This is a genomic window from Streptomyces sp. NPDC041968, from assembly GCF_055589025.1.
In genome coordinates, this window is sequence record NZ_JBVJCB010000002.1 from 633,751 (window position 1) to 654,676 (window position 20,926).

Genomic DNA, 20,926 nt, shown 5'->3' on the forward strand with positions numbered 1-20,926 from the left:
CACCAGGGGGACCACCGACCGGGGGGGGAGAACGAAGGAGTTCACCATGAAGGCACTGCAATACCGCACCATCGGCGCCCCGCCCGAGGTGGTGACGGTCCCCGACCCGGAGCCCGGACCCGGCCAGGTGCTGCTGAAGGTCACCGCCGCCGGCGTGTGCCACTCCGACATCGCGGTGATGAGCTGGCCCGCGGAGGGCTTCCCGTACGAGCTGCCGCTGACCCTCGGCCACGAGGGCGTCGGCACGGTCGCCGCGCTCGGCGCCGGTGTCACCGGCCTGCGCGAGGGCGACGCGGTCGCCGTGTACGGGCCCTGGGGCTGCGGCACCTGCGCCAAGTGCGCGGAGGGCAAGGAGAACTACTGCCTGCGCGCCGACGAGCTGGGCATCCGCCCGCCCGGACTCGGCCGGCCCGGTTCGATGGCCGAGTACCTGCTCGTCGACGACCCGCGGCACCTGGTCCCGCTGGACGGGCTCGACCCGGTGGCGGCGGTGCCCCTGACGGACGCCGGGCTGACGCCGTACCACGCCATCAAGCGGTCGCTGCCCAAGCTGGTCCCCGGGTCGACCGCGGTGGTCATCGGCACCGGCGGCCTCGGCCACGTCGCCATCCAGTTGCTGCGCGCCCTGACGTCCGCCCGGGTCGTCGCCCTCGACGTCAGCGAGGACAAGCTGCGCCTCGCCCGCGAGGTGGGCGCGCACGAGGCGGTGCTGTCGGACGCCAAGGCGGCGGAGGCGGTGCGCGAGCTCACCGGCGGCCTCGGCGCCGAGGCCGTGTTCGACTTCGTGGGTGTGGCGCCGACGGTGCAGACCGCGGGCGCCGTCGCGGCCGTCGAGGCCGATGTCACGCTGGTCGGCATCGGTGGCGGGTCGCTCCCCGTCGGGTTCGGGCTGCTGCCGTTCGAGGTGTCGGTCAGCGCCCCCTACTGGGGCAGCCGGAGCGAACTCATCGAGGTGCTCGGCCTGGCTCGCTCGGGCGCCGTGTCGGTGCACACGGAGACCTACTCCCTGGACGACGCCCCGCTCGCCTACGAGCGGCTGCACGAGGGGAAGGTCAACGGCCGCGCGGTGATCCTGCCGCACGGCTGACCGTTCCGGCCGGCGGGACGCCCGGCGCGGCCGGCACGGCGACTCCTCCTCGGGGAGCCGGCCGCCGTGCTCGCCGCCGGGCTGCGCGCCGCACGACGTGCGGGCCCGCGGGGGCGCGACCGGTCCCCCGTTCCGGTCGTGCCCCCGCGGCCCGTCGAACCTATGTGGACGGCTCCGCCGTTGTGAATCGCGTCGATGCCCGCTGCCGGGCCATCCGGACTCACCCGTGCACAGGTGCGTCCGGATGGTCCGGTTTCGTCCCGTGCAGAAGGGGCTGTTCGAGGTCCCCCGCCGCGAGGTGGGCGAGCACCACCTCGTACAGGTCGCTGCCGGCGGCGAGCAGCCGGCGCTCCAGGACGGGCTCGGCGCTGCGGACGTGCTCGCGCACGGTCTGGGGATGCACGCCCAGCGTCTGCGCGGCCCGTTCGGCGTTCGCGCCGACGGCGAGCCAGGTGCGCAGGGTGCGCCGCAGCCTGCGGGTGTCCGGCTCCAGACGGCCGAGCAGGTCGCCGGCCCAGCCGCGCAGCGCCGGTCCGGCCAGCAGGTCGGTGAGGCGGGCGGGGGCGGGGCTCGCGGCACCGCCGTCGGTGAGGTCCTGGTCCAGTCCCACCTGGGCGTTGAGGGCGAGGTGGACGGTGGCGCGGGCGCTCAGGTCGGTGAAGTCGGTGTCCAGCAGTGCCTCGACCCGCTCCATGCGGGCGCGGACGGTGTTGCGGCTGACACCGAGGATCTTCGCCGCGGCGACCGCGGTGAACTCCAGGCCCAGGCGGGTGGTGGCGAGCAGTTCGGCGCGGGTGTGGTGCGGCAGGGCGTCGAGCGGGCGCAGCACCTGGGCGGTCCAGCCGCGCAGCTCCGCCGGGTCCATCAGGCGCTCGGGGTGGGTCCGCTCGGCGTAGACCGCCGCCTTCCCCGGGCGGAACCGGGCGACGGCGAGGGCGCTCACGGCCTGCCCGTAGGCGGTGGCGGTGCGGACGAGGCTCTGCCGTGCGCTGCCGCCGAGGAAGACGCCGGGGGTGCGGCCGACGAGCGAGCGCAGCTGCCGGCCGGCCGCTTCGCGGGGCGCGAGCACGATGACGTGGCCGTCCATGGCCGGGCACCGTACGACCAGCGCCCGGTCCTCCGTCGCCGACAGGCACTCCTCGGCGAGCCGGTCGCGTTCCTCGGGGCGGCTCTCCACGACGTACACGCACGCCGTGTCGGTGTCGAGCAGACCCGGCCACAGCCCGGCGGCCACCCGCCGGGCGGAGACGGTGTCCTCGACCATCAGCAGTTGCAGGATGGCCAGGCGGAGGTCGGCGGTCGCCCGCCGCAGCCGGTGTCCGGCCGCGGCCGACTCGTGGCCCGCCAGCAGCAGCTCCACCACCTGGGCGGTGTGCGTGACGATGTCGGCGGCCCGCCGGTCGAACGGCCTCTCGCGGGCGACGGCGAGGACGGCGGCCGGTGCCGGGTGGACCCGCTCCACGCGGACGAGCCGCAGATGCCGGCCCCGGTCCTCCAGGGCGGCGGAGGCGATCCGGCCCGACGCGATGCCGACGAGCAGATCCTCGTCCAGCGGAGCCCGGGTACCGGCCAGCAGGCGGCCGGTGCCGTCCTGCAGCGACACCGTGGCGTGCGCGGCACCGGCGAGCCAGGCCACGACCTTGCGGACGTCGCGTCCGGCCGGCCGCAGGTGGTCCAACAGCTCCGCCGCCCACTCCACCTGCTCACCGGCCCCGGCATCCCGCTGCCGTGTCCCGTCCTCGCGGCCCGCCACCGGCCTGCTCCTCGCCCTCGGCTCGTTCCCGGCCCAGACCGGGGACGTTACCGCATGGCTCCCCGGCGCTCGCCTCGCCGGCGGGAGCCGCCGACCGGGCCGGTGCCGCAGACCGGGCGCTGTCGGGCGGGGCGCCCCGGCGGGCATAAGCTCGGTGAATGGCGAAGTACTTCGACGTGCACCCCGAGAACCCCCAGCCGCGCAGCATCGCCCAGGTCGCCGACAGCGTCCGCTCCGATGCGCTGATCGCGTACCCGACGGACTCCTGCTACGCCCTGGGCTGCCGACTGGGCAGCCGCGACGGCATCGACCGCATCCGCTCGATCCGGCAACTGGACAGCCGGCACCACTTCACCCTGGTGTGCCAGGACTTCGCGCAGCTCGGCCGGTTCGTACAGATCGACAACGACGTGTTCCGCGCGATCAAGGCCTCCACCCCCGGCAGCTACACCTTCATCCTCCCGGCGACGAGGGAGGTGCCGCGCATGCTCCAGCATCCGAAGAAGAAGACCGTGGGCGTGCGCATCCCCGACCACGTCGTCACCCAGGCCCTCCTCACCGAGCTGGGCGAGCCGCTGCTGTCGAGCACCCTGCTGCTGCCCGGCGAGGAGGAGCCGATGACCCAGGGCTGGGAGATCAAGGACCGGCTCGACCACGTGGTGGACGCGGTGATCGACTCCGGTGACTGCGGCACGGAGCCGACCACGGTCGTGGACTTCTCCGGCGGCGAGGCGGAGATCGTGCGGCGGGGCGCGGGCGACACGACCCGCTTCGAGTAGCGGGCCGTCGCACGGAGTTGGCGGCCGGGTCCCGTCATGGTCCCGCGCACGGGGCGTTGTTACCGTGCCCGGGTGTCCAACTCCTCACGTGATACCGCCGAAGGCGCCGGCTGGGGCTCCACCGAGCGCGGCTCCTACCGAGAGCTGATGCCGCAGCGCACCGAGAAGCTGTCCTGGCTCAGTCCCCGAACCCTGTGGGCCGCCCGCAACGGCGTACTGGCCTCCTGGTTCGGGGACCCGACGGGCCGCACCCGCGCCCGCTGGACGGCACAGCGGACGGCGTCCGGCGCCCCGGCCGACCGGGTCATCCGGCGTGCCGACCCGGACCGGTTCTCGTTCCTGGTCGTCGGCGACACCGGAGAGGGCGACGATCCCCAGTACGCCGTCGTCCCGGGCTTGCTGAAGGCCGGTCAGGACACGAGCTTCGCCGTCGTCGCCAGCGATGTCATCTACCCCGTGGGCAGCGCCGACGACTACGGCCCGAAGTTCTTCCGCCCGTACCGCGACTACCAGGCGCCGATCTACGCGATACCGGGGAACCACGACTGGTACGAGGACCTCGGCGCGTTCATGCGCGTGTTCTGCGACGACGCCCGGCCCCTGCCGCCGGAGCCGGCTCCGCGCCCCCTCACCCGGGCCTGGCTGCGGAACCTGCTGTGGCACCGGCCCCGTCCGGAGGACGGCCGACACCTGGAGGAGGCGCGCGCGATGCGCTCCGCGCCCGTCCAGCAGGCCACCCAGCCGGGACCGTACTGGGCCATCGACGCCGGCCCGGTGCGGATCGTCGGCATCGACACGGGGCTGCTGGGCACGGTGGACGCCGAGCAGGGCGCGTGGCTGCGCGAGGTGTCCCGGGCGCCCGGGCCGAAGATCCTCATCACCGGCTCGCCCCTGTACGTGGACGGTGAGCACCATCCGTGCCCCGTCGAGGGCGGCGGTACGGTCGACGACATCGTCCGCGACCCCGCCCACCACTACGTCGCCGCGATAGGCGGTGACATCCACAACTACCAGCGCTACCCGGTCGACGTGGGCGGCCGCACCATCCAGTACGTCGTCGCGGGCGGTGGCGGGGCGTTCATGCACGCCACCCACACGATCCCCCGGGTGTCGGTGGCCGGGGTCACCGAGGAGGACTTCCGCTGCTATCCGCTGCGGGGCGACTCCCTCGCCTTCTACAGCCGGCTGTACGGCCGGCGGCTGCGGCTGCGGCGCTTCTTCACCCTGACGGAGGCCGAGGCGACGGCCGTGATCACCGAACGCCTCGGCATCCGCCCGGCGCGCGCCCCGCGGACCGACGCGCGGGTCACCCGGCGCACCCGGCTGGTCGCCGGCCTGCTGGGCACCGGACGGCGGCCCGACCGCGAGAAGCGGTTCCGGCTGCCGGTGCGCAAGATCTACACGCAGCTCTTCTCACCGAGCTCGGCGACGTACAGCCCGCCCTTCTTCAAGTGCTTCCTGCGGTTGGACGTCACCCCGGAGGCGGTGCGGCTGCGGTGCCACGCCGCCACCGGCAACCGGGCTCAGGAGCTGGACCCCCCGGTCGAGGACGAGGTGACGATCCCCCTCGTCTGAGGGTGCTCGCGGCGCACCGGTGGCCGGGCTCACCATCGTCCCGGTGCGCTGCCGACGACCGCCTCCGAGCGGGTGCCGTCCACCCCGGCCGGCACGTCACCGGCGAGCATCACCCGGTGCATGGTCCGCGGGTGGCCGAGGTGGGCGTTGTCGCTCGGGGCGAGGTGGATGGTGGCCCTGTTGTCCCAGAAGGCGACGCTGCCCGGCCGCCAGCGGAAGCGGACCGTGTACTCGGGCCGGGTGGCCTGCTCCAGGAGCAGTTCCAGGACCGCCGCGCTCTCCGGGCGGGAGAGCCCGGCGATCTGCTCCACGTAGTAGCCGTTCACGAACAGCACCCGCTCCCCCGTCTCCGGGTGGACGCGGACCAGCGGGTGCACGGACGCGGTCTGATGGTCCAGCAGGTGCCGGACGTAGGCGTCGTCGCCCGGCCTCGGCTGGTAGCCGACGCCCAGGCGGTGTTCGGCGCGCAGTCCGTCCACGAAGGCGCGCATCGGGGCGGACAGCCCGGCGTAGGCGGCGGCGAGGTTCGACCAGGTGGTGTCGCCGCCGTACGGCGGGACCGTCTCGGCGCGCAGGATCGTGGCGGCCGGCGGGTCGACGCGGGCGCCGTGGTCGCAGTGCCAGCCGCGCAGCAGCGTGTGGCGCCTGCGCCGCAGCCACTCGTCGTGCTCCATCCCGAACCGGCCGCCCAGCTCCAGGCGGTCGGCGGTCGTCTCGATCTCCGGGAAACCGGCCGGTGACGCCTTGCCGCGCCTGAGCAGGACGACCGGATCGCCGAAGAGACGCGCGAACGCCACGTGTCCGGCGTGGTCGAGGCGCTGGTCGCGGAAGAACACCACCTTCCAGCGCAGCAGCGCCGCCCGGACCGCCTCGACCTGCGCCGCGTCGAGACCGCGGGCCAGGTCGAGACCGTGGATCTCGGCGCCGATGTGTCCGGCGGCCGGCTCCACCTCGATCCCCGCCGCCCGCGCCGCCCTGCTCTCGGCCGTACGTTCCGCCGTTGTCCTGTCGGTCGTCATGCGCACTCCGTTGGTCGGTCGGTCGTCCCGCGGGTCCCCCGTTCGGGCTCCGGCAGAGATCGTGGCAGAGCGGGGCCCGGATCCTCTCCCCCGCCGCCCGGTTGATCATCGGTCGTCCCGTGGGCGACGCTGGACGGGCGGCACCCCGCCGCACACGGTCGAGGAAAGGTCCCACGGTGATCAGCATCCCGGCACACACGCTCAACGACGGCACCGCGCTCCCCGCCCTGGGGCTGGGCACCTGGCCGATGACGGACGACGAGGCGCGGCGGGCGGTGCGCGAGGCCCTGGAGACGGGCTACCGCCTGATCGACACGGCCGCGAACTACCGCAACGAGACCGGCGTCGGCCGGGGCCTCGCCGACAGCGGGGTCCCCCGCGACGAGGTCGTGGTGACGACCAAGCTGCCCGGCCGGCACCATGGCTACGAGGAGACCCTCGCCTCCTTCGAGGAGTCCCGGGCCCGGCTCGGGGTGGAGTACGTCGACCTGTACCTGATCCACTGGCCGCTGCCCCGCGTGGACAAGTACCTGGACTCCTGGAAGGCCATGGTCAGGCTGCGCGAGGACGGCCTGGTGCGCTCGGTCGGCGTCTCGAACTTCACGGCCGGGCACATCGAACGGCTGGAGAAGGAGACCGGCGTGCTGCCGTCCGTCAATCAGATCGAGCTGCACCCGCTCTTCCCGCAGGAGGAGCTGCGCGCCTTCCACGAGCGCAAGGGCATCCGCACCGAGAGCTGGAGCCCGCTCGGCCGCGGCAGCGACCTGCTGGACGATCCCGTCCTCGCCGAGGTCGCCGAGGCGCACGGGGTGACCCCCGCCCAGGCGGTCCTGCGCTGGCACACCCAGCTCGGCGCCGTGCCCGTCCCGAAGTCCTCCGACCCGGCGCGGCAGCGGGCCAACCTCGACGTGTTCGGCTTCGACCTGGATGCCGGTCAGCTGCGCAGGGTCGCGGACCGCGCGCAGCGGCGGATCGGCGGCGATCCGCAGGTGCACGAGGAGTTCTGACCCGGTACCCGGCACCCGGTGCCCGGTGCCCGGTCCCGGTCCCGGTCGGCGCGGGCGTCGCGGAGGGGGCCGGGTCACTCCTCGGGCAGGGCTTGTTCGGCCCAGATGGTCTTGCCGGTGCCGGTCTGTCGGCTGCCCCAGCGCTGGGTGAGCTGGGCTACCAGGAGCAGGCCGCGGCCGCCCTCGTCGTAGGCGTGGGCACGGCGCAGGTGCGGTGAGGTGGAGCTGCCGTCGGACACCTCGCAGATGAGGGCTCTGTCGCGGATGATGCGCAGTTGGATGGGCGGCTCGCCGTACCGGATGGCGTTCGTGACGAGTTCGCTGACGACCAGTTCGGTCACGAACGCCGTCTCCTCCAGGCCCCACCGCGCCAACTGCTCGTTGACGGAGGCCCGGGTGGCGGCCACGTGCGCGGGGTCCGGCTGGACGTCCCAGGTGCGGATCCGGTCGGCGCCCAGCGCCCGGGTGCGGGCCAGGAGCAGTGCCACGTCGTCACCGGGTTCCTCGGGCATGACGGCCTTGAGCACGGTGTCGCAGAGTGCGTCGAGCGAGTGGGCGGGCACGGACAGCGCACGGCACAGCTCCGCGGTGGCGTGGTCGACGTCGCGGTCGCGGTCCTCGACGAGGCCGTCCGTGTAGAGGGCGACCACGGAGCCCTCGGCCAGTTCGAGTTCCGTCGCCTCGAACGGCAGTCCGCCGACCCCGAGGGGCGGTCCCGCGGTCATGCGGACCAGTCGGGTGGTGCCGTCGGGGAGGACGACGGCCGGCGTCGGGTGGCCGGCGGAGGCCAGGGTGAGGCGGCGGGTGACCGGGTCGTACACGGCGTACAGGCAGGTGGCACCCAGCTCGGCGACTTCCTCGCCCTCGTCGCCGGCCGCGAGGTGGCTGACGAGATCGTCCAGGTGGGTGAGGAGTTCGTCGGGGGGAAGGTCGACGTCGGCGAGGGTGCGGACGGCCGTGCAGAGTCGGCCCATGGTCGCGGTGGAGGGGATGCCGTGGCCGACGACGTCCCCGACGACCAGGGCGACCCGGCTGCCGGACAGCGGGATCACGTCGAACCAGTCACCGCCGATGCCGGCCGCCGACACGGAGGGCAGGTAGCGGTGGGCCACCTCGACCGCCGCCTGTCCGGGCAGGTCCTTGGGCAGCAGACTGTGCTGGAGGGCCAGGGCGGTGGAACGCTCGCGGGCGAAGCGGCAGGCGTTGTCGACGCAGACGGCGGCCCGGCTGGCGAGCTCCTCGGCCAGCACCATGTCGTCCTCGACGTACGGGGCCTGGGCCCCGGAGCGGACGGCCACCGCGACGCCGAGCGTGGTGCCGCGGGCCCGCAGGGGCACCGCCAGGGTGGAACGGACGCTCAGACGGTAGGCCCGGTTGTGCGGGGCCTGCTCGTTGCGGACCCGCATCCACCGGTCGAAGTCCGGGTCGCCCGGGCCGGTGAGCACCGCGCGCCCCTCCCGCAGCGCCCGCGCGGGCGCCGAGTACGGCGGGTAGACGTCGGTCTCGCCCAGGTGCACCGACGCCCGGGGAAAGCCCTCGGTGGCGGCGCTGTGGGCCACGCGGCGCAGTTCGATGTCCTCGGCCGGGACCGCGAAGGGTTCCACCGAGCCCAGCACCCATTCGAGCAGGTCGACGCTGGCGAAGTCCGCGAAGCGGGGGACGAGGAGGTCGATCAGCTCCTCGGCGGTGCGCACGACGTCCAGGGTGGTGCCGATGCCGGTGGCGGCCTCGTTCAGCAGGGCCAGCCGCTGCCGCGTGCGGTGTTGCCCGGTGCTCTCGAAACCCGCCACGGCCACGGCCACCACCTCGGCGGACGCGTCGCGGACCGGCCACATCTCGATGGTCCAGGCGTGCTCGCCGAGCCGGGAGGAGGCGGAAGTGAAGGTCTCGTAGTGGGCGGGCCGACCGGTGACCACGACCTGCCGCACATGCCGCATGAATCCCGAACCGTTGGCGTCGACGTCCTCCATGACGTCGGACAGCCGGCGTCCGATCAGGTCCTCCTGCGGCAGCCCCAGCATCCGGCGCGCCATGTCGTTCACCCTCAGGTAGCGCTGACGGGTGTCGTGGACGGACATCGACAGGGACGCCTGCTGGAAGGTCTCCCCGGTCAGGCGCAGGCCGCTGCCGTCCGACGGTTCGACGGTCACCGCGTACCCGGACGGGGTACCGTCCGCCCCCAGCAGCGGCAGCCCGCGCAGGGACAGCGCCAGGGTGGAGCCGTCCCGATGGCGGAGCAGGGCCTCACCGGACAGTTCGGACAGCGTCCGCGGCGGCGGCTCCTGGGCGAGCAGGTCCCGCGCGGACCGGCCGACGGCCTCCTCGGCCGGGTAGCCGGTCAGCCGCCGGGCGCCCTCGCTCCACCCCGTCACCGTGCCGTGCACGTCCAGGGTCGCCGCAGCGGAGACATGCTCCATAGCGTCCAGGATTGCCCCGTTGCGGCCGGGTTTCAACCGCGCGGGGGCGGAGCGCTATCCGCGGTGAGCACGCAGCGCCGCCAGGGCGCGGTCGGCGTGGGCGCTCATCCTCACCTCGCTGCGGACGACCTCGAGCACCGTGCGGTCCTGTCCGATGACGAAGGTGACCCGTCTGGTGGGAGCCAGGGCGAAGCCTCTCCGTACGCCGAACAGCTCGCGCACCGCGCCGTCGGCGTCGGACAGCAGCGGCATCCCGAGGGTGTGGCGTCCGGCGAACTCCCGCTGCCGCTCGACGGCGTCGCCGCTGACACCGACGGGGCGGGCGCCCGCGGCGGCGAACTCGGCGGCGAGGTCGCGGAAGTGGCAGGCCTCGGCGGTGCAGCCGGGGGTGAGGGCGGCGGGGTAGAAGAACAGGACGACCGGGCCGCCCGCGAGCAGCTCGGACAGGCGGCGCGGGGCGCCGGTCTCGTCCGGCAGGGTGAAGTCCTCGACCGTGTCACCCACGGCCGGACCGCGGCTCACGACCGGCCCTCGCTGCCCCGGGCGACCCCGCGGGCCCACAGCACCAGCGGCACCTGCACCGGCAGCCGGCCGTAGGCGGCGGCCTTCTGCGGCGTGGGGCGGTGCCGCCAGTCCACGGCCATCTTGACGTTGGCGGGGAACACCCCGACGAAGAAGGCGGCCGTGGCCAGCGCGGCGGCCCTGCGGGTGCGCGGCAGTGCGATGCCGGCGGCGAGCGCCAGCTCGGCGGCGCCGCTGGCGTAGGTCCACGCCCGGGGCGAGCCAGGCAGGCCGCGCGGCACGATCGCGTCGAAGGTGCGGGGGCGTGCGAAGTGGGCGGCGCCCGCGGTGGCCAACAGGCCGGCGAGCAGCAGGGGCGAACGTTCGGAACGGGACACGGTTCCTCCTCCGGGGGCCTGGCGCGCGATATTACTCGACGGTAAGGAGGGGGGACGCACCGGCGCCGGCGCGGTCGCAGGGACGCCGGGCGCATGGCCGGACGAGCGGTGGGACACGCCGGTGAACGCGCCGACCGAGGCTGATGGCCGAGGTGTGGCACCTGGTGCTGTTCTCCTGCGTCATCAGCGCGGGCATCGGCTTCACCCACGACGCCGTGCCGGCGCTGATCATGGGTGCGGTGCCGGCCGCCGAGCCGGCCGCCGAGACGGCCGCCGCGAACAGTCCGAACACCCCCATGAGGTCCATCGGCACGTCGGTGGCCGGCGCCGTGGCCGGTGTGATCCTGGCGCAGATGACCATCGGCCTCGGCGGCTCCGCCCTGCCGTCCGAGAACGCCTTCAGGGTGGGCATGGCGATCGGCGCGGGCGCCGCCCTGCTCGCCCTCGTGATCGCGTCCTTCATCCCCCGGCGCCGGCCGACGGTACGCGGCCGGAGACGGCTCCCGCCCCGCTGACGGTGACGGCGCCGGCTCCCCCCGGGGACCGGCGCCGTTCAGGCGAACCTGCCGGGCAACGCGCGTGGCGGCCTTCGGGGGCGTCGAGAACTGACCCGTGGAGCTGCCGCTGATCCCTCCCATGCTCGCCACGCCCGGCACCCTGCCGCCCGCCGCGCAGGACCCGCGCTGGGCGTACGAGACCAAGCAGGACGGCCAGCGCGTGGTGGTCTACCTGCCCGGCGACGGCAGCGTGCTGCTGCGTGCCCGCTCCGGCCAGGACATCACGGCCGCCTACCCCGAGCTGGCGCCCCTCGGCACCGCGCTCGGCGCCACCCCCGCCGTGCTGGACGGAGAGGTCCTTGCCCTGGACGAACAGGGACGCGCCGACTTCCAGTTGCTCCAGTCCCGGATGGGCCTGGCGCACGCCCCGGGCCGGGCGGCGCACCGGGCGGCGAAGGTCCCGGCCCACCTGGTGCTGTTCGACGCCCTGCACCTGGAACGCCGCTCCCTCCTGCGGCTGCCCTACCGCACCCGCCGCGACCGGCTGACGGCCCTCGGGCTCGACGGCCCCTCCTGGTCGACGCCCGGGGCCCTGGTCGGCCACGGCGAACAGGCGCTGCGCGCCACCCGCGAGCACGGGCTGGAGGGCCTGGTGTGCAAGCGGCTGGACTCGGTGTACGAGCCGGGCGTCCGCTCCCGGGCCTGGATCAAGATCCGCAACATGCGCAGCGAGGACGTCGTGGTCGGTGGCTGGCTGCCCGGCAAGGGGCGGCTCACGGGCCTGCCCGGCGCCGTCCTGGTCGGCCAGCGTGCCGCGGGCCGGCTGCGCTACGTCGGCGGGGTCGGCACCGGCTGGAGCGCGGCCGAGCGGACGGAGCTGGCCGCGTTGCTGCGGGCCGCCGAGACCGACGTGTGCCCCTTCGACCCCGTACCGCCGGTGCGGGGGGCGCGCTGGGCGGTCCCCCGGCTGGTCGGCGAGGTCCGCTACAGCACCCGCACCCGGGAGGGCCTGCTGCGCCAGCCGTCCTGGCTGAGGCTCCGCCCGGACCTCGCGCCCGAGGAGTCGGCCGCCGACCTCCCGGACGACATGGTGTGACGCGGGGTCAGGTACGGGGAGGTCAAGTATTGGGCTCTCCTTCACCGCGGGGACGCATGGGGCCCCTTGGCACGGGAGGGGAAAGAGGGCACGCTGAAGTCCCCTTCCCCCCACCGTTGTTGGGCTGCGCCCGACCAAGAGGAGGACGCGGTGTCTTCGCGTACACCCCGTACCCGCCGCCGGAGATGGCTCGCCGCACCGCTCGGCGCGCTCGCCCTCGTCGTCGCCTTCCCCGCCACCGCCTTCGCCGCACCGCCCCCGGGACTGCCCGGCAACGCCGACGCCGCGGAGCGGACGTACCAGCCCGCGTACGACTACGACACCGACGGCTGCTACCCCACCCCGGCCATCGGAGCGGACGGAGCGGTCAACGGCGGGCTCAACCCGACCGGCGCCCTGAACGGCAACTGCCGTGACGCCTCCGACCTGGACAACACCAACGGCTACTCGCGCGCCAAGTGCGACAACGGCTGGTGCGCCTACCTGTACGGCCTGTACTTCGAGAAGGACCAGGCGCTGCCCGGCAGCAGTCTCGGCGGCCACCGGCACGACTGGGAGCACGTCGTGGTGTGGGTGCGGGACGGCGGCGGCGTCGAGTACGTCTCGACGTCCAACCACGGCTCGTTCAGCGTGCACGCGCGGTCGGCGATCCGCTTCGACGGCACCCACCCGAAGATCGTCTACCACAAGGACGGCATCAGCACCCACTGCTTCCGGCCGGCGACCTCGGGCGACGAACCGCCGGAGAACCACAAGGGCGGGTGGCAGTATCCGACCCTGGTCGGCTGGAACGGCTATCCGGCCGGGTTGCGCGAGAAGTTGAGCACCTACGACTTCGGCAGCGCCAACTTCGGCCTGAAGGACGGCAGCTTCGCCTCCCACCTGGCCGCCGCCAAACCCTCCGGCGTCCCCTTCGACCCGTACGCCTGACCCGGCGGCAGGGCCGGTCGGGCGAACCGTACGGCCCGCACGCCCCGAAGGGCACTATCGTGTCCGCATGTCCGTCCCCGAACTGGTCCGCATCGTCTCCCGCGACTCCCCCATGGCCCTGGCGCAGGTCGAGCGCGTCCGGGCCGGGCTGGCGGCCCTCCACCCCGGCGTGCGCACCGAGGTCGTGCCGGTGAAGACCACCGGCGACAAGTGGCTCGGCGACCTGGCGCAGGTGGAGGGCAAGGGCGCGTTCACCAAGGAGGTCGACGCCGCGCTGCTGTCGGGCGAGGCCGATCTCGCGGTGCACTGCGTCAAGGACGTGCCCGCCGACCGGCCGCTTCCGGCGGGCACGGTCTTCGCCGCCTTCCTGGAGCGGGACGACGTCCGTGACGCCCTGATCCATCCGGAGGGGCTCACGCTGGACGAGCTTCCGGCCGGGACCCGTGTCGGCACCTCCTCGGTGCGCCGCGTCGCCCAGCTGGCCGCGACCCATCCGCACCTGCGGTGCGTGCCGTTCCGGGGCAACGCCAACCGCCGCCTCGCCAAGCTGGCCGCCGGCGAGGCGGACGCCCTGCTGCTCGCGGTGGCCGGCCTGGAGCGCATCGGCCGCCGGGACGTGATCAGCGAGGTCCTCTCGCCGGAGACGATGATGCCGCCGATCGGCGCGGGCATCCTCGCCCTGCAGTGCCGGGAGGGCGACACCGCCCTCATCGAGGCGGTGAGCGGCCTCGGACACCCCGCGACCCATCGGGAGGCGGCGGCGGAGCGCATGTTCCTGCACGTCCTGCAGGGGCACTGCAACAGCCCGATCGCCGGCTGCGCCCGCGTGGACCGCAGCGGAGAACTCTCCCTGCGGGCCTGCGTGTTCACCCCGGACGGCAAGACCCGGCTGAACGCCCACGAGTGGGCCGGCCGGCTCGACCCGGCGACCCTCGGCACCTCGGTCGCCGTGGCCCTGCTGCGTCAGGGCGCCCGCGAGATCATCGACGGCATCCCGCACTGAGGCGCCGTCCGGCGGGGGTCAGGCGGTGCCCTTCTCGGCCTGGTCCCGCAGGAAGGCGCTCACCTGGCACGCCAGCCCCTCGTCCCGCGACCCGCCGGACGGCGGCTCGGTGCCCTCGTCGGGCAGCCCGAGGCCGCCGGTCCACACCCGGCGGTCGGCCCAGTCCTCGTCCACCCGGACCTGCACCTGGACGTCCACCTGGGAGAGGTTCGCCTCCGGTCCCGCCGCGTAGAGCACGGCGGTCGCCCGGCGCAGCGGGTAGACGTCGAAGCCCTCGATGAACTGGGAGTTGCGCCAGTCGAGGAAGGCGCTCTCCCCGTCGGGACCGATCCGCACGTCGATCTGGCCGTCCTCGAGGTGGACGCCGAGATGCCGGGCGCCCCGGTTCTCCACGGTCACCCGGACGCAGAAGTACGTCAGTCCCTCGGCCGCGTCGTCCCGTCCACGCGGCGGCTCGGCCGGCTCAAGACGGTGGACACGGACCCGCAGGCCGGCGTGCTCGTCGTACTCCTGCCAGTCCCCGACCACGTTCGGCTCGTACACGGTGCCCCTCTCGACCTCTCGACGCTGCTTCCTATCTGTGCGCTCAGTGCACTGTCAAATGAGCGGAATGCGCTGTGGCCAGGGACTTCGCCCCTTTTGCTCGGCGATCAAGCGTTGCCCAGGAACGATCCGCCGGTACCGGCGCCGGACGATCATCCGCGGCGTGCCGCACATCACGTCCGTGGCCGCCGTCGTCTCGCCCACCGGTCCGCAGCCGTTCGGGTGGCAGCCCGCGACATTCGCGCTCAGTATCCATATATATGAGGATTCGCCAGCGCCCTTGCTGAAGGAGGTGCGCATGACGCGTATCGCCGGCAGGACCAAGCCCCACCCCCACGACGACGCCCCCGACACGGCCGGAGCCTTCGTCCGGCTCGCGGAGCTGCCCGAGGGCCCGGAGCGCAAGGCGCTGCGGGACGAGCTGATCCAGGTCTGGCTGCCGATGTCCGAGCGGATCGCGGTCCGCTTCCGGGGCCGCGGGGAGAACCTGGAGGACCTCTACCAGGTGGCGGCGCTCGGCCTGGTCAAGGCGGTCGACCACTACGACCCGCGCCGCGGCCACGCCTTCGAGGCCTACGCCGTGCCCACCGTGACGGGCGAGATCAAACGGCACTTCCGCGACCACATGTGGACCCTGCACGTACCGCGCCGCATCCAGGACCTGCGCAACCGGGTCCGCAAGTCCGCGAAGGAGCTGGCACAGGTCACCCCGGGGCGCGCGCCCACGGTCGAGGAGATCGCCGCGCACGCACATCTGACCACGGCCGAGGTCCGTACCGGCATGGAGGCCCTGGAGTGCTTCTCCGCCCTCTCCCTGGAGGCGGAGATGCCGGGGACCGACGGGTACGCCCTCGGGGACGCGCTCGGCGGTCCGGACCCGGCCTTCGACGCCGTGGTGGACCGGGTGGCGGTACGGCCCTGCCTGGAGGCGCTGCCCGAGCGCGAGCGCACCATCCTCTACCTGCGGTTCTTCGGAGGGATGACCCAGAGCCGCATCGCGCAGCAGCTCGGCATCTCGCAGATGCACGTCTCCCGGCTGCTCAGCGGCTGCTTCGACCGCCTCCGCGACGAGATCCTCGCGGAGGCCCGCTGAGAACGCGGCTTCAGCCCTCCGGCGGTACGCCGGGGATCTGCGTCGGGCCGTGGCGATCGACGGACGCCTCCAGCGTGGCCCGGATCTCCGGCGGCATCACTCCCGTGCGCCCCCAGATGAGTATCATTTCTGCCACATTGCGCAGTTTGATGTTCGTATGCTGGGAAACTTCCTTCAAGACGATCCACCCCTGGTCGGGTGCCATCCGGCCGAGGACGACGATCATCCCTATCGCCTGGTCGACGACGGCGTGCGAGACGACCGCCTCCTTCAGCTGCCGGACCTGTTCCTGCAGCTGGAAGACCTGGTCCGAGCCCCAGTCCGTGGGCATGGTCACCTCCGGATCCGGCGGGTCACCGCCGCCTGTGCCGCGCGGTACGGCTCCGACGCGTCCATCGTGGTCACAAGTGACGCACCGCGCCACCGGACTGCCGGGGGCGCGCCCACCACCGTTTCGGCGCCACGGCCGGGGTACTCGACAGGCGCCCGCCGCACTCCCGGCCGGACACTGGTGTGGAGCCGGTGGCTGCCGGTGGACGAGATCAGGACGCGACTGCCATGAACCACCACGACATGCCCTCTTCCGCCGGCGGGGAGAGCCTGCTGTCCACGCACTCCGTGTACGGCGCCCCCTGCTGGGTGAGCCTGACCAGCCGTGACCTGAAAGCCACCGAGGAGTTCTACTCCGCCGTGCTGGGCTGGCAGTGGCGTCCCGCCAGGCTGGGCGAGCCATTCCGCATCGCGCTGGCCGACGGGGCGCCGGTCGCCGGGATCGCGGCGGTGGCCGCGATGTGGCAGATGGCGGTGGCGTGGACGCCGTACTTCGCCGTGCGCAGCGCGGACGACGCCGTGTCGCGGGCGCAGGAGCGCGGGGGCACGGCGGCCGTCGGACCCATCTCCCTGCCGCCCGGACGGGCCGCCCTGCTGGCCGACCGGGACGGCGCGACCTTCGGGATCTGGGAGGGCGAGCTGTTCTCGGACTGGGAGACCTGGCGCGCCTCGCGCCCGGCCTTCATCCGGCTGCACACGCGCGACGCCTTCGACGCCGCCATCTTCTACGGCGAGGTCTTCGACTGGGCCGGCCGCGACGGCTGCTGCGAGGTCCAGTACGAGGGCGACGAGGTGGTTCTGCGCAACCAGGGCGACGTGGTGGCGCGCATCGAGTCGGGCGCGCTGGGTGCGGCGCCCGACCCGGCCATCCGGCCGCACTGGCAGGTCCACTTCGCGGTCGGGGACGTCGCGGCCTGCGCCCGGACCGCGGAACGGCACGGTGGCAGCGTGCTGTACCTCGGCGACCAGGAGGCCGTGCTCCGGGACGCCGACGGCGCGCAGTTCACCGTGACCGCCCGCGGTCCGGGCAGCTGACCTCACGGCCGGCTCACCGGCCGGCGCGGGTCGGCCGGGAGAGGAGCACCAGGCTGCGCTGCTCGACGGTGAGCACGGTGCCCGCCTTGTGCTCGGCCTCGTCGGGGGTGCCCTCCGGGTCGGCGGTGTCGATCAGGGTCGCCCAGCGCTCGCCGTAGGTGACGTCGGGCAGCCGGAAGTCGGTCGGCTCCCAGTGGCTGTTGAGCAGCAGCAGGAAGGAGTCGTCCGTGACGGGCCGGCCGCACGGGTCCGGTTCGGCGATGGCGTCGCCGTTGAGGAAGACGCCGACGGCGTGCGCGTCGGAGCGCTGCCAGTCGTCGTCGGTCATCTCCCGCGCGTCCGGCAGCAGCCACACCAGGTCGGGCAGCGGCTGGTCCGCGTGGGTGACCGTCTCGCCGCGGAAGTAGCGGCGGCGGCGCAGCACCGGGTGGTCGGCACGCAGTGCGATGAGGCGGCGGGCGAAGTCCAGCAGGGCGCGCTGTTCGCCGTCGAGCCGCCAGTCGATCCAGGAGATCTCGTTGTCCTGGCAGTAGGCGTTGTTGTTGCCGCGCTGGGTGCGGCCCAGTTCGTCGCCGTGGCAGAGCATCGGGATGCCCTGCGAGAGCAGGAGGGTGGCCAGGAAGTTGCGCTGCTGCCGGCCGCGCAGCTCCCGCACGGCCGGGTCCTTCGTCTCGCCCTCGGCTCCGCAGTTCCAGGAGCGGTTGTGGCTCTCGCCGTCCCGGTTGTCCTCGCCGTTGGCCTCGTTGTGCTTGTCGTTGTACGAGACGAGGTCGCGCAGGGTGAACCCGTCGTGCGCGGTGACGAAGTTGACGCTCGCGCGGGGTCGGCGCCGGCTGTGCTGGTAGAGGTCGGAGGAACCGGTCAGCCGGGAGGCGAACTCCCCGAGCGTGTGCTCCTCGCCGCGCCAGAAGTCCCGTACCGCGTCCCGGTACATGCCGTTCCACTCCGACCAGAGCTGCGGGAAGTTGCCCACCTGGTAGCCGCCCTCGCCGACGTCCCACGGCTCGGCGATCAGCTTGACCCGGCTGATCACCGGGTCCTGCTGGATGAGGTCGAAGAAGGCCGAGAGCCGGTCCACCTCGTGGAACTGCCGGGCCAGGGTGGCGGCGAGGTCGAAGCGGAAGCCGTCGACGTGCATCTCGGTCACCCAGTACCGCAGCGAGTCCATGATCAGCTGGAGTACGTAGGGGTGGCGCATCAGCAGGCTGTTGCCGGTGCCGGTGGTGTCGTAGTAGTGCTGCCAGTCGCCGTCCACCAGGCGGTAGTAGGACGCGTTGTCGATACCGCGGAAGGAGAGGGTGGGGCCCTTCTCGTTGCCCTCGGCGGTGTGGTTGTAGACGACGTCCAGGATGACCTCGAGGCCGGCCTCGTGCAGGGTCTTGACCATCGACTTGAACTCGGTGACCTGCTGTCCGCGGGTGCCGAGGGCGGCGTAGCCGTTGTGCGGGGCGAAGAAGCCGATGGTGTTGTAGCCCCAGTAGTTGGACAGGCCGCGGTCCTGGAGGTGGCCGTCGTGCACGAACTGGTGCACCGGCATCAGCTCCACGGCGGTCACGCCGAGGGAGGTGAGGTGGTCCACGACCGCGGGGTGCGCCAGGCCGGCGTAGGTGCCGCGCAGTTCCTCGGGCACCTCGGGGTGGGTCTGGCTGATTCCGCGGACGTGGGCCTCGTAGATCACGCTCTCCGAGTAGGCGCGCCTGGGCGGTCGGTCGTCGCCCCAGTCGAAGAAGGGGTCGGTGACCACGCCCAGCATGGTGTGCCCGGCGCTGTCGCCCGGGTCGGCCCGGCCCTTGGCCCGTTCGAAGAGGGAGGCGTGGTTGTCCACCATGCCGTCCACGGCCCGGGTGTAGGGGTCGAGGAGCAGTTTCGCCGGATTGCAGCGGTGGCCCACGGACGGGGCCCACGGACCGTGGACCCGGTAGCCGTAGCGCTGCCCCGGGCCCACGCCGGGCAGGTAGCAGTGCCAGACGAAGCCGTCCACATCGGGCAGCGGGACGGTGCTGTGGTTGCCGTCGTCGTCGACGAGGACGAGGTCGACGCGTTCGGCGACCTCGCTGAACAGCGCGAAGTTGGTGCCCTGTCCGTCGTACGCGGCCCCCAGGGGGTAGGGGTGCCCGCTCCACACGGGCGACCCCTTCCAGTTCGGCCTGGCGCGGGTCACCGGGCCTCCTCCAGTACGCCGTACGTCGTGCTGGCCCGTTCGGCCGGACGCGCCAGCCTGGCCACCGGCATGATCTCTCGCGGCACTTCCAACCCCTCCTGGGTGATCGGTTCCGGCGCGGTGGCGACCAGCGGGACACGTTCGCCGGCCCGGGCGCGCTGCGAGAACCAGATCACCTTGGCCCCCGTGTCCGCGGCGCAGCAGCCCCAGCCGTCGCTGGTCGCGGCGAGGTGCTGCAGACAGGTGCGCAGGTCCTGGTCGGGACGGAGCGCGTGGTCGTTGCCCCCTACGGCCGTGATGAGGTGCTGGTGGTTCCACCACATCTCGATCGACGTGTTCTTGTCGCTCGCGTGCTCGTCGATCGCCCGCAGCAGCATCTCGGCGCCTGAGCAGACGGGTTCGACGAGGTTCTCCAGGTTCCAGAACCGGAGGTGAGCGGCCAGGATGCGCCTGACCTGTCCGACCCGTTCCGGGCTCACTTCCACGTCGAGGTGGTAGTAGCAGGGCACTGCGGTCTTCATCGTCGTGGCTCCTCACCGCGAGAGCTCTCGCTCCTCCCGTCCCTTGGGGGACGGGTCCCCGATCACGAAGCGTGAGCGCTGATCGCTTCTGAGTCACTCCAGAGTGGGAGCAGTGCTCCATTCGTGCAACAGGAGAGAGAAGTTGAAGATCCAACAAGACGGCGAGTCACCACGCATGCACCATGTGTGAAGACTCGCTCGTCCGTACCGGACCGTCCGGAAGGTGACCGGCCATGCTGCTTCCTGCGAAGACAGAAGTCGCCCGGCAGCTGCGGCGCTACCGCACCTGGGAACGCTCGATGCTCGCGTCCCCCGCGGACCTGCGGGTCCGGGCCACCTTCGAGGACGCCGGCTACACCCTCTGCGTGCTGATGGGGAAGCGGTGCGCACGCGAGGCGGCGGACGCCGCCGAGCGGTATCTGCGCACGAACCTCGTCACCTATCTGCAGGAACAGAACGAACGGCCCCGCGTCGCCCGGGCGGCCCGCCGGGGCCCTCCGGTGGCGGACCGGCTCTCCCCGTCGGGGCGGAAGACCCCCTCCGGCGCTGCTTGACCCAATCGGCCGGGCCGGCGCCCGGCCCCGAGCACGGCGGAGGTGAGAACGGATGAGCACGACCGTGGGAATCGGACGTATCCCGGTACGGGACGTCCACCCGGTGGTGGAGTACGGCCGGCGCCCGGCGAAGGCGGTGGCCGGAGAGACGTTCCAGGTCACCGCCTCCGTGTTCCGCGAGGGACATGACGCGGTGGCCGCCAACGTGGTGCTGAAGGACCCCGAGGGCCGGCCGGGCCCGTGGACGCCGATGCGGGAGCTGGCCCCGGGCAGCGACCGCTGGGGCGCCGAGGTCACCCCGGGCGCCCCGGGTCGCTGGACCTACCGGGTGGAGGCCTGGAGCGACCCGGTCACCACGTGGAAGCACCACGCGCGGATCAAGGTCCCGGCGGGCATCGACACCGGCCTCGTCCTGGAGGAGGGGGCCGAGCTGTACCGGCGGGCCGCCGCGGGGGTCCCGAAGGACGCCGGCCGCGACGCGGTCCTGGCCGCCGCCACCGCCCTGCTCGACGACACGCTGCCCGTGGCCACCCGGCTGGCGGCGGCGTTGACGCCGCAGGTGGACGCGGTGCTGGCCCGGCATCCGCTGCGGGAGCTGGTCACCAGCTCCGACCCGCTGCCGCTGCT

20 protein-coding genes and 1 pseudogene are annotated in these 20,926 nt (G+C 73.3%); 12 read left to right on the top strand and 9 right to left on the bottom strand.

Features of this window, described 5'->3' with window-relative positions:
• Positions 1-46: 46 nt before the first annotated feature.
• On the top strand, positions 47-1,087 hold the full coding sequence (locus tag ACZ6EG_RS07980) for an NAD(P)-dependent alcohol dehydrogenase (protein ID WP_391969085.1): 1,041 nt from the start codon (positions 47-49) through the stop codon (positions 1,085-1,087).
• A gap of 220 nt (positions 1,088-1,307) precedes the next feature.
• Here the strand turns inward: ACZ6EG_RS07980 and ACZ6EG_RS07985 are convergent, their stop codons facing one another.
• Complete coding sequence (locus ACZ6EG_RS07985) at positions 1,308-2,840, bottom strand: PucR family transcriptional regulator (RefSeq protein ID WP_391969086.1); 1,533 nt, start codon at positions 2,838-2,840, stop codon at positions 1,308-1,310.
• 158 nt (positions 2,841-2,998) lie between these two features.
• Here ACZ6EG_RS07985 and ACZ6EG_RS07990 point away from each other — a divergent pair, with 158 nt between their 5' ends.
• Together ACZ6EG_RS07990 and ACZ6EG_RS07995 are read left to right on the top strand one after the other, a co-directional pair.
• Entirely contained in the window at positions 2,999-3,619 is a 621-nt protein-coding gene (locus ACZ6EG_RS07990; RefSeq protein ID WP_356609508.1) for an L-threonylcarbamoyladenylate synthase, read from the top strand.
• Positions 3,620-3,691: 72 nt separating this feature from the next.
• Positions 3,692-5,194 (top strand): metallophosphoesterase family protein, encoded by a 1,503-nt coding sequence (locus ACZ6EG_RS07995; RefSeq protein ID WP_469602609.1) that lies wholly within the window; start codon positions 3,692-3,694, stop codon positions 5,192-5,194.
• A gap of 29 nt (positions 5,195-5,223) precedes the next feature.
• Here ACZ6EG_RS07995 and ACZ6EG_RS08000 read toward each other — a convergent pair whose 3' ends face one another.
• Entirely contained in the window at positions 5,224-6,213 is a 990-nt protein-coding gene (locus ACZ6EG_RS08000; RefSeq protein WP_469602612.1) for a TauD/TfdA dioxygenase family protein, read from the bottom strand.
• 176 nt (positions 6,214-6,389) lie between these two features.
• Here ACZ6EG_RS08000 and ACZ6EG_RS08005 point away from each other — a divergent pair, with 176 nt between their 5' ends.
• Entirely contained in the window at positions 6,390-7,220 is an 831-nt protein-coding gene (locus ACZ6EG_RS08005; RefSeq protein WP_469602616.1) for an aldo/keto reductase, read from the top strand.
• Positions 7,221-7,294: 74 nt separating this feature from the next.
• Here the strand turns inward: ACZ6EG_RS08005 and ACZ6EG_RS08010 are convergent, their stop codons facing one another.
• From ACZ6EG_RS08010 to ACZ6EG_RS08020, 3 genes are read right to left on the bottom strand one after another with little or no spacing between them, the layout of a single operon-like run.
• Positions 7,295-9,637, bottom strand: a complete 2,343-nt coding sequence (locus ACZ6EG_RS08010) for a SpoIIE family protein phosphatase (RefSeq protein ID WP_469602619.1) — start codon at positions 9,635-9,637, stop codon at positions 7,295-7,297.
• A 54-nt stretch (positions 9,638-9,691) separates the two neighbouring features.
• A complete protein-coding gene (locus ACZ6EG_RS08015; RefSeq protein ID WP_391969091.1) occupies positions 9,692-10,159 on the bottom strand; it encodes a peroxiredoxin in 468 nt (155 codons plus the stop codon).
• The gene (locus ACZ6EG_RS08020) at positions 10,156-10,536 is read right to left on the bottom strand and encodes a DoxX family protein (protein WP_391969092.1); all 381 of its coding nucleotides are present in this window, start codon (positions 10,534-10,536) and stop codon (positions 10,156-10,158) included. Before ACZ6EG_RS08020 ends, ACZ6EG_RS08015 begins: the two co-directional genes overlap by 4 nt.
• Positions 10,537-10,676: 140 nt before the next feature.
• Between ACZ6EG_RS08020 and ACZ6EG_RS08025 the strand changes: the two are divergent.
• The 4 genes and pseudogenes from ACZ6EG_RS08025 to hemC form a co-directional block, all read left to right on the top strand.
• Positions 10,677-11,015 (top strand): annotated as a pseudogene (locus ACZ6EG_RS08025) (MFS transporter); the annotation flags it as partial.
• A 133-nt stretch (positions 11,016-11,148) separates the two neighbouring features.
• The gene (locus tag ACZ6EG_RS08030) at positions 11,149-12,129 is read left to right on the top strand and encodes an ATP-dependent DNA ligase (RefSeq protein ID WP_391969093.1); all 981 of its coding nucleotides are present in this window, start codon (positions 11,149-11,151) and stop codon (positions 12,127-12,129) included.
• Between the two features lie 150 nt (positions 12,130-12,279).
• Positions 12,280-13,059, top strand: a complete 780-nt coding sequence (locus ACZ6EG_RS08035; RefSeq protein ID WP_469602624.1) for an NPP1 family protein — start codon at positions 12,280-12,282, stop codon at positions 13,057-13,059.
• Positions 13,060-13,126: 67 nt separating this feature from the next.
• A complete protein-coding gene (hemC, locus tag ACZ6EG_RS08040; protein WP_391969095.1) occupies positions 13,127-14,062 on the top strand; it encodes a hydroxymethylbilane synthase in 936 nt (311 codons plus the stop codon).
• An 18-nt stretch (positions 14,063-14,080) separates the two neighbouring features.
• Here the strand turns inward: hemC and ACZ6EG_RS08045 are convergent, their stop codons facing one another.
• A complete protein-coding gene (locus ACZ6EG_RS08045) occupies positions 14,081-14,605 on the bottom strand; it encodes a hypothetical protein (protein ID WP_391969096.1) in 525 nt (174 codons plus the stop codon).
• A gap of 298 nt (positions 14,606-14,903) precedes the next feature.
• On the opposite strand from ACZ6EG_RS08045, the gene ACZ6EG_RS08050 reads away from it, so the two are divergent.
• The gene (locus tag ACZ6EG_RS08050) at positions 14,904-15,698 is read left to right on the top strand and encodes a SigB/SigF/SigG family RNA polymerase sigma factor (protein ID WP_391969097.1); all 795 of its coding nucleotides are present in this window, start codon (positions 14,904-14,906) and stop codon (positions 15,696-15,698) included.
• Between the two features lie 10 nt (positions 15,699-15,708).
• Here ACZ6EG_RS08050 and ACZ6EG_RS08055 read toward each other — a convergent pair whose 3' ends face one another.
• Positions 15,709-16,029 carry an ANTAR domain-containing protein gene (locus ACZ6EG_RS08055; protein ID WP_356609484.1) on the bottom strand — a complete coding sequence of 107 codons (321 nt, stop codon included), beginning with the start codon at positions 16,027-16,029 and terminating at the stop codon, positions 15,709-15,711.
• Between the two features lie 227 nt (positions 16,030-16,256).
• On the opposite strand from ACZ6EG_RS08055, the gene ACZ6EG_RS08060 reads away from it, so the two are divergent.
• Complete coding sequence (locus ACZ6EG_RS08060) at positions 16,257-17,063, top strand: VOC family protein (RefSeq protein ID WP_391969098.1); 807 nt, start codon at positions 16,257-16,259, stop codon at positions 17,061-17,063.
• 13 nt (positions 17,064-17,076) lie between these two features.
• Here ACZ6EG_RS08060 and glgX read toward each other — a convergent pair whose 3' ends face one another.
• Both glgX and ACZ6EG_RS08070 read right to left on the bottom strand, forming a co-directional pair.
• A complete protein-coding gene (gene glgX, locus ACZ6EG_RS08065) occupies positions 17,077-19,224 on the bottom strand; it encodes a glycogen debranching protein GlgX (protein ID WP_391969099.1) in 2,148 nt (715 codons plus the stop codon).
• Positions 19,221-19,745, bottom strand: a complete 525-nt coding sequence (locus tag ACZ6EG_RS08070) for a hypothetical protein (protein WP_063481257.1) — start codon at positions 19,743-19,745, stop codon at positions 19,221-19,223. Before ACZ6EG_RS08070 ends, glgX begins: the two co-directional genes overlap by 4 nt.
• A gap of 233 nt (positions 19,746-19,978) precedes the next feature.
• Between ACZ6EG_RS08070 and ACZ6EG_RS08075 the strand changes: the two genes are divergently transcribed.
• Together ACZ6EG_RS08075 and ACZ6EG_RS08080 are read left to right on the top strand one after the other, a co-directional pair.
• Positions 19,979-20,299: a DUF5133 domain-containing protein gene (locus tag ACZ6EG_RS08075; RefSeq protein ID WP_391969100.1), complete on the top strand. Its 321-nt coding sequence runs from the start codon at positions 19,979-19,981 to the stop codon at positions 20,297-20,299.
• Positions 20,300-20,351: 52 nt separating this feature from the next.
• A partial coding sequence (locus tag ACZ6EG_RS08080; protein ID WP_391969101.1) for a maltotransferase domain-containing protein occupies positions 20,352-20,926 on the top strand: 575 nt, incomplete at its 3' end.

Coding starts and splice junctions, on each gene's coding strand:
- ACZ6EG_RS07980 (WP_391969085.1), top strand. CDS start 47: ATGAAGGCACTGCAATACCGCACCATCGGCGCCCCGCCCGAGGTGGTG.
- ACZ6EG_RS07990 (WP_356609508.1), top strand. CDS start 2,999: ATGGCGAAGTACTTCGACGTGCACCCCGAGAACCCCCAGCCGCGCAGC.
- ACZ6EG_RS08000 (WP_469602612.1), bottom strand. CDS start 6,213: ATGACGACCGACAGGACAACGGCGGAACGTACGGCCGAGAGCAGGGCG.
- ACZ6EG_RS08010 (WP_469602619.1), bottom strand. CDS start 9,637: ATGGAGCATGTCTCCGCTGCGGCGACCCTGGACGTGCACGGCACGGTG.
- hemC (WP_391969095.1), top strand. CDS start 13,127: ATGTCCGTCCCCGAACTGGTCCGCATCGTCTCCCGCGACTCCCCCATG.
- ACZ6EG_RS08050 (WP_391969097.1), top strand. CDS start 14,904: ATGACGCGTATCGCCGGCAGGACCAAGCCCCACCCCCACGACGACGCC.
- ACZ6EG_RS08055 (WP_356609484.1), bottom strand. CDS start 16,029: ATGCCCACGGACTGGGGCTCGGACCAGGTCTTCCAGCTGCAGGAACAG.
- ACZ6EG_RS08060 (WP_391969098.1), top strand. CDS start 16,257: ATGAACCACCACGACATGCCCTCTTCCGCCGGCGGGGAGAGCCTGCTG.
- ACZ6EG_RS08070 (WP_063481257.1), bottom strand. CDS start 19,745: ATGAAGACCGCAGTGCCCTGCTACTACCACCTCGACGTGGAAGTGAGC.
- ACZ6EG_RS08075 (WP_391969100.1), top strand. CDS start 19,979: ATGCTGCTTCCTGCGAAGACAGAAGTCGCCCGGCAGCTGCGGCGCTAC.